Source organism: Cobetia sp. UCD-24C, from assembly GCF_001306765.1.
GTDB classification, from domain to species: domain Bacteria; phylum Pseudomonadota; class Gammaproteobacteria; order Pseudomonadales; family Halomonadaceae; genus Cobetia; species Cobetia amphilecti.
This window is the reverse complement of sequence record NZ_LJTD01000021.1, coordinates 1-6,831: the sequence shown is the minus strand read 5'-3', so window position 1 is coordinate 6,831 and position 6,831 is coordinate 1. Positions and strand designations below refer to the sequence as shown.

6 protein-coding genes are annotated in these 6,831 nt (G+C 49.8%); 2 read left to right on the top strand and 4 right to left on the bottom strand.

Annotation, left to right across the window (positions count from 1 at the left end; genetic code table 11):
• Window positions 1-706 precede the first annotated feature (706 nt).
• Window positions 707-1,393, top strand: coding sequence for a hypothetical protein (locus tag AOG28_RS18395; RefSeq protein ID WP_152965476.1), 687 nt, complete (start codon window positions 707-709; stop codon window positions 1,391-1,393).
• Window positions 1,394-1,473: 80 nt separating this feature from the next.
• Here the strand turns inward: AOG28_RS18395 and AOG28_RS18060 are convergent, their stop codons facing one another.
• From AOG28_RS18060 to AOG28_RS17335, 4 genes are all read right to left on the bottom strand, one after another.
• Window positions 1,474-1,815, bottom strand: a complete 342-nt coding sequence (locus AOG28_RS18060) for a hypothetical protein (protein ID WP_082388967.1) — start codon at window positions 1,813-1,815, stop codon at window positions 1,474-1,476.
• A gap of 93 nt (window positions 1,816-1,908) precedes the next feature.
• Window positions 1,909-2,535, bottom strand: a complete 627-nt coding sequence (locus AOG28_RS18390; RefSeq protein ID WP_152965475.1) for a hypothetical protein — start codon at window positions 2,533-2,535, stop codon at window positions 1,909-1,911.
• A 153-nt stretch (window positions 2,536-2,688) separates the two neighbouring features.
• Window positions 2,689-3,069: a hypothetical protein gene (locus AOG28_RS18385; RefSeq protein ID WP_152965474.1), complete on the bottom strand. Its 381-nt coding sequence runs from the start codon at window positions 3,067-3,069 to the stop codon at window positions 2,689-2,691.
• Window positions 3,066-4,025 (bottom strand): integrase domain-containing protein, encoded by a 960-nt coding sequence (locus AOG28_RS17335; RefSeq protein ID WP_054557339.1) that lies wholly within the window; start codon window positions 4,023-4,025, stop codon window positions 3,066-3,068. Before AOG28_RS17335 ends, AOG28_RS18385 begins: the two co-directional genes overlap by 4 nt.
• Before the next feature lie 1,268 nt (window positions 4,026-5,293).
• Between AOG28_RS17335 and AOG28_RS18380 the strand changes: the two genes are divergently transcribed.
• The gene (locus AOG28_RS18380) at window positions 5,294-5,722 is read left to right on the top strand and encodes a hypothetical protein (RefSeq protein WP_152965473.1); all 429 of its coding nucleotides are present in this window, start codon (window positions 5,294-5,296) and stop codon (window positions 5,720-5,722) included.
• Window positions 5,723-6,831: the final 1,109 nt, after the last annotated feature.

The window sequence follows — 6,831 nt, the reverse complement described above, 5'->3', positions numbered from 1 at the left end:
ACAGAAATTCGCTGCCCTCTCTTTTTCGAGCACGTTGTGCTCGCCTACCCTTCGGTCGTCGTACCTCCTCCCTTCGCCCGGCCTACGGCCGCCTACCCCCAAAAATGCCTCGACAAGTCGAGATAGGCGCTTTCGAGCCGCTTCGCGGCTGAGCGCCTTACGACAAAACTTGGCCGCTAAAGTACGCCGCTTCATTGGGTCGAACCCAAACTAAAAGCGGGAACATTTAGGCCTACGGCCTAGGTTTTCGAGAAGTACGGTGGAGTGCTACAGCTTGGTACTACTAAGAAGAAAGGAAGTCATTAGAGCCTTTCACTGGTACGGCCCAAGACGTGCACCCAGGTGCGAGTGAGGTACGAACGAGCCCGGGTGTGCGGTAAAGGGGCGTACCTAACAACCGAAGGGCGTTAGCGCGTAAGCGACCGGCCCATTAGGGCCGGTTAAGTGAATCGCATTTTTGCGACGGAGCTTCGTATTTTTTAGCAATTAAGCCCGAAATTCATGATTATCCGCATTATCATGAGTTGATTTTTATAAGGTCAGGCTAGTGAAAAAGATCGAGTCTAGATATTTCTCATGAGTTGTTATGTGATTTGTAACTTAATTTGTGTTTTTTAGCTTGACTAATTTATACTTGGATAGATCTGACAAGCTAGATCATACTATTGGTAGTAAGATATTAGTAAGAATATAATGGAAGATTTAGATGAAATGTAAAGAAACTTGTTATATGTGTAACGCAGAAGCCACATCTAAAGAACATGTCCCTCCTAAAAGTCTTTTTCCTAAAGATAGTGAGCTTGGAAAGGGGGTTACGATGAGGAAGAATTTAATAAAGGTACCTTCTTGCGATACTCATAACTCATCAAAATCAATTGATGATGAGTATATTATGCTTGTAATGTCTTGCGCATTTTATGGAAACGAGTTTAAGTCGGCCCTTTTTGAAAGAAGAGCACTTAAAGCTTTTAAAAGAAAACCTCATATATTAGATACTATATTTAATAACCCTAAAAAAGTTTTCCTTGACGATGGTAAGTCTGATAAACTTGAAGAGTCAATGTCTTTTGAAGTTGATCTTGATCGAGTCGATTCAATATTTCATCATATGGCGTGTGGGATTTATTATCATCACTTCAAAGAAAAATGGTTGGGTAGCTCAAAAAATACAATAAACTTTCTTTCTTATCTAGGAACGCCTAATGACGTAGAGCTAAATAAAAATCACTTTGAACTGAACGAAAAAACTCGGGAGATTTTTTATAATCTTGCTCCTTATGGAGATAACCGCGAAGTTTTTTCTTATAGAATATCTAAAAAAGATAATGGGGAGTCTGTGATTTTCCTCGAATTTTATGAGCAGCTTCGTGTGGCTGTAGTATTTCTAGCGTAACGTATGTTGATATTCCAAGACCATTATCAGACTTATCCGCAGCTGTTAAGGCTGCGGATAAGCAAGAAAATCATAAAGATTTATTCTTGAGAGATTTTAGCCCACTGATTCTCGTAGTACCCCTCTTCACCTCTACATGCTTCACATAATAAGCTATCAGTATCAAAACTTTGATGATAAGCAGCCAAGAGTTCCCGACCTTCTAAAACATTAGTACATTCATTATGATGCCCTCCTGGATTAGTAACGCCAGAGCATGGCTGTGTCAGGTAAGGATTTATCACATTTTTTTGCCGCGTTGTCAGTGCATCATACCCACGGTCTATTGCAAGCCTAGCAATTCCTTCAGTCCCATCGAACGCAGCGTTTTCGAAAATGCCACGTACAAGCTGTTGCTCTAGAATCTCTTTCTCTACACTCATTTTTCTTCTCCCTATTAACTGACGGTTTATTCACCAATGTCTTGCTTTAGGATCTTAATGCAAGGCTTGTTTCTGAAATAATAACTAGTAAGGCTATATGCTCTTTGCTGTATAGTAGTTGCCACTGCTCCCCCATAGCTCTAGGTCACCGTCTTTTCTTATTATGTAATATTCACCAATATCTTTGCCATTAGATGTAAAGTATCGTTTACGTCCATCTTTTTCTAAGGTTTCTAACCCTTCTGAAGTTTCGCTGCCGTCAGAGAAAATTGTTTTTATATTGTGTTTTCCATTCTTGGAATATATATGCAGCTTATACTCTATCGGTCCATCTGAAATATACCAGCTTCCAATTATAGAACCTTCGATATTTGATTCTGAGCTAATTAGTTTTTTATAAGTTTCCTTGTTTAATCCAATAATATTAACTTTTAACTCGGGGTTGTAATTTGTAGTTGCCCAGTACGCTCCCTCAGTGTTCCCCTTTACACGATAGCCAATGAATGTTCTTTTGAACCCATCCTCATATATATCATTCGCTATTTTAGCTAGCTCTTTCTCATCTACCCTCTCAGGCAGTATGATTTCCACAGTACGCTTAATACTAGACATTTCGCTGTCTTTAGTTATTTTATAATCAATGTCTGAGCTATTTCCGCATGCTGACGTTATAGCAGCGATAATAGCAATAGGTATAAATAGCATCTGTTTTTTTAGCATCGACAGAATTCCGTTTCATGTAAAACATTAAAGTTTATAAGTGTATTATATGCTTTGATGTTTTGTAAATGTTTTTATTTATAATGCCGATGGTCCTCCTGAAAATACTGCCTATCAGGTTCACCTTTAATTCGAAGATGGAAGAATTTTGCATTAATACCGACAATACGGTCGTCCTCCACGTCCTGCGGGACGCAGTTCACCCTTCGGATTAAGCCAAGGCCCACGCAAGTGAGGTTCCCAATCCTCATAAACCCCTGTCACTTGCAGGACCCATCGGCAAGTACGCCAGTAGTCATAAGCCGTCGCAGGGGAGATATTCCCCAAGCCATCTTTCATCAGCCAGCGTACGTGCTTGGCTTTCCATTGCCAGGGATGCCGCACGCCGAAACGTTCATGGATTAACTGCTGAATTCGCACCATACGGCGACCATGGGCCCGGCCCCCCCGTTGCTTTCGCGGATCGCACTTCAACAGGTTTTCCAGCATGTTGCCGTCGACCTGAATCGGGGTGCCGTTTGCGTAGAACATCATTTACGTCCTCCTAGGTACGCCACGGTGACATCGAGGCGGTTATGTCCAAGTTCCTGGCTGATCAATCGACGTGCCAACTGATCTTGAGATTTGTGGGGCGAGAGTGAGCCGCTGACAGCAGGCGCAGGGTGGCCCGTAATCACGGCATAGCGGGCACAGGCGTACGCGGCCCGGGCGTCGTGGAAGCCACTGAGGCCATGTGTCTTCAGGATGGGACGGGCACGATTGAGTTCACCTTGCCGAGCTGTCGCCAGATCCGCATAGCGTTCCTCAAGTGCCAGTAGATTTCGGCTTCCTTCGGGACGTACTGAGCGTGCATAGGCCAGAGCGGCCCGCTGAGGCTCACTGACGGCGATTAAGCGCTGCGCCGACCTTCCGCCCTTGGTGCCCTCTTGCACGTCTACAACGCCCTTTCTGGACGCCTCACGATGCCATCGCTCCAGGTCCGCCTTGATCGCTTCTTCACGGCGAACCCCAAACGCGGCAGCCAGCTGCAGGACGGCAGACGCGCGGGGTAAGCCTGCTGCCTCCAAGGCTCGGCAAGTCTGGGTGACTTTATCGGTGTCCAACGCTGTCGGCGCTGTCTGTCGCACATTGCTGCGCTTCCCGGCGTACTGCGACGGGGACACCCGCACTCTGTGATCGCCGCGCAGGGCCAGAAAGGTCGTATTGGCGCTGCTCAGGAGATTCTGGGCCGTCGAGACGGCGATATCTCCCGACATCACCTGTGTCTGAAGGTGTTCGGCATAGCGTTCCAGCAGTGCCTGGTTGGGTGTCGTGGCGAGATCCTTCACGCCATTGTCCTTGGCCCACTGGGAAAACTGGCCCCAGCGGTCCGAATGCGTGGCCACTGTCGAGTAGTGGCCTCGGCCATAGAGGCTCACCAGGGCCTGATGCCCGGCGTAGGCCATTTGCTTTCCATAGCCGTAGTTACGTTTCGATGCGTATTTGCCCATCACGAAGCCTCCTGCGTCGTGGTGATAGGGGATGTCGAAGTCGCTTCCCGGTGTCCTGCCAAGGCGTTCGGTAAGTGTTAAACCGCTTTTGGGCGCGGTCAGACCTGGGAAGCATGTCGTCTCGTGACATGGCCGCCGGAATCGTCCGGAAATTTTGTGTGCGCATCCGATCGCGACACTCAGTGAGTGGGCAGGGGATCGTGGCGGGAGGTGGCAGCTCCTACGGTCAAGGCGCGCTCATTGCTGACGACACAGGGCAAGGTCATGCCTACCAGCCAGGTAGGTGGCGCGAACGCCGGACAACGCGATGTGCAGGTGTCAGCAATGAGTTTTGGTGCAGGGTTTGGTGACGCTCGAACCCGCGGGGGCATTGAGCCCCCGTGGGTTCGCGGGCGCCTGACGGCGTCCGTCTCTGTGCACCGCACAGAGACGGACGCGCCGCTACCTGCACGTTTCGTGAACGCCATATATGGCTGATCTCGAGGTCGCCTGAGCGAGTCTCGTGCCAGAGGGCAGTAGCCGGGCGTTCGATTATTGGTCAGCCGGACGCGTCGCCACATGCACGTGAGGCAGTGCCAGGAGTTGCCGCTCTACGCCGATGACTGCGGCGATGAAAAGTAGAGACGCAACGCGCTAGCACTGAGCACACGGGCGTGTGACAGCGGGGCCGGAGACGTTTTTTAGGAGGGTTTTGAAGCGACCGGTAGCGTAAGGTGCGCTAAATCAGGCATTGAGGAGCCAATACTCAAAATTTAGGCGCAACTATCCCGCACCTGAACCTGAAAAATTTCAGATCAAGCCCGGCTCTGTCTTCTTAATCACGAGAAGACAGAGACCAATAGTCGCCGCGCTGATCACATTGGGGTGAACAGTGCTTTCACAGCAGCACAGCCGCATTACCTGCGGCCCTGGGCGCGAATCCCAGTGAAGCCACTCGCTTTTAGGTTGCAGCACATTCGCATCATCTGCGAACCCCGGGAGCCAAATGCCCAGTGAAGCTGCTGACTGTTATTCAGCTCGGTCGCATCGTTCGCGACTCTGAGTGCCGTCCCCAGAATGGCTGCTAGCTTATGTCCGGTTTGATAGAGGAGCCGGCTCTCCTTGCATCTCGCCGAAGCGAGCACATTAGAAGACTAGCATAAGGATTCTTGCCTAGCAGCCATCCGCTAGAATTTCGCGTGGCCGTCTTGGCTGACCGTAACCACCCTTGCAGGTGGCATCAGAAGGTACACTGACGCAACAGTCGCAACGCAACAGGACGCTCTACTGTGCAACAGCAACAATTGACGGTGGCTCAAGCTGCAAAATTGTACGGAAAAGCACGCTCTACAGTACACCGAGCCATGAAGGCAGGCCGCGTGTCATCAACAGTACGTGGCGATGGTACGCGTGTGATTGCGTTTTCTGAATTGCTGCGCGTTTGGGGAGAGCCAGTCAACTCACCCACCAAGACGCAACGTGACGCAACGGGTACACCTAGCCTCACGCAACAAGCATCTGTAGCAGAGATGACACAGTTGTTATCTGAGCTCGTTGAGCTAACTAAACGTCAAGCTGATGAGCTCGCAGGGATGCGCGAGGAGCTAAGAGAACTGAAAAGATTGCCTGCTCCCGAGAAGCTTGATCAGTCAGATGCCGAGAGGTGTTCAGCGCATCTATTTGCTGCTGAGATGGCTGCTTTGAAAGCTCGGAAGTAGGGTGGCAAGCTGGGCTAGAAAGCAACCCGTGCTTGCTACTCCCGCCCGAAAAAATCTGCTTCCCTGTAGGGGAGGTCGGGCTCAGCTCCTTCCAGGAGGCCTTGGCTAGGGGGATCGTCGTGTGGTCCGTAAGGTACCTGTTCTTCTCCACGCATTAATGTAGGAATTTGGCGCAGTTCTGGACGTCCATCAATTGGCTGTGTCTGTTCGCTCGATGAGGCCAAAACTTGGGCAGAAAAGCGGCTATAGCGTAGTTTGTCCCGCTTCTCACCCCACGCTACTCGGTCGTTGATCCTATAAGCCAGTGCGCCCCCTTTCCCACCTAGCTGAACTACTTCGATCCAACGGTCTGCCTGAAGCTTCTGAATCGCCTTTCTAACGGAGTTACGGTGTACTGGTTTTCCTGTTGTAGAAGCCATTAGTTCACCTAAGGTGGTTTGGCTTGCTACGACAGTGTTCGAGTCGCCCATATGGGCTACTAAGACATGAGCGAGCCTTGCAGCCATGGGAGCTGTGCCGATGAGGTGCGCCCACGCCTCATGTGCAGCTCTTTCGGTTTGAACCCATGTCTTGTTCTTTCTCTGTGTTGCTGGTGGCTTTCCTACTTGCTGATCATCCATTGTGCACCCCTGAACAATTCAATGTGCATATCGCACTCTGTTAATGACTTATAGCACGTACATACAGCACCCTTCAATGTGCATATCGCACATTCATGCGTGCTGTATGCACATAACCTGCACACTCTAGAGTGTGCACCCCTGCACACTCTAGAGTGTGCAGGGGTGCACGCTAACATACTGATTTACAATGAATTTTAAGAAACCTCCTCTTATGTTCTTCTACAGGGCTCGTGAGGGCACAGAAATTCGCTGCCCTCTCTTTTTCGAGCACGTTGTGCTCGCCTACCCTTCGGTCGTCGTACCTCCTCCCTTCGCCCGGCCTACGGCCGCCTACCCCCAAAAATGCCTCGACAAGTCGAGATAGGCGCTTTCGAGCCGCTTCGCGGCTGAGCGCCTTACGACAAAACTTGGCCGCTAAAGTACGCCGCTTCATTGGGTCGAACCCAAACTAAAAGCGGGAACATTTAGGCCTACGGCCTAGGTTTT

Coding starts and splice junctions, on each gene's coding strand:
- AOG28_RS18395 (WP_152965476.1), top strand. CDS start 707: ATGAAATGTAAAGAAACTTGTTATATGTGTAACGCAGAAGCCACATCT.
- AOG28_RS18060 (WP_082388967.1), bottom strand. CDS start 1,815: ATGAGTGTAGAGAAAGAGATTCTAGAGCAACAGCTTGTACGTGGCATT.
- AOG28_RS18390 (WP_152965475.1), bottom strand. CDS start 2,535: ATGCTAAAAAAACAGATGCTATTTATACCTATTGCTATTATCGCTGCT.
- AOG28_RS18385 (WP_152965474.1), bottom strand. CDS start 3,069: ATGATGTTCTACGCAAACGGCACCCCGATTCAGGTCGACGGCAACATG.
- AOG28_RS17335 (WP_054557339.1), bottom strand. CDS start 4,025: ATGGGCAAATACGCATCGAAACGTAACTACGGCTATGGAAAGCAAATG.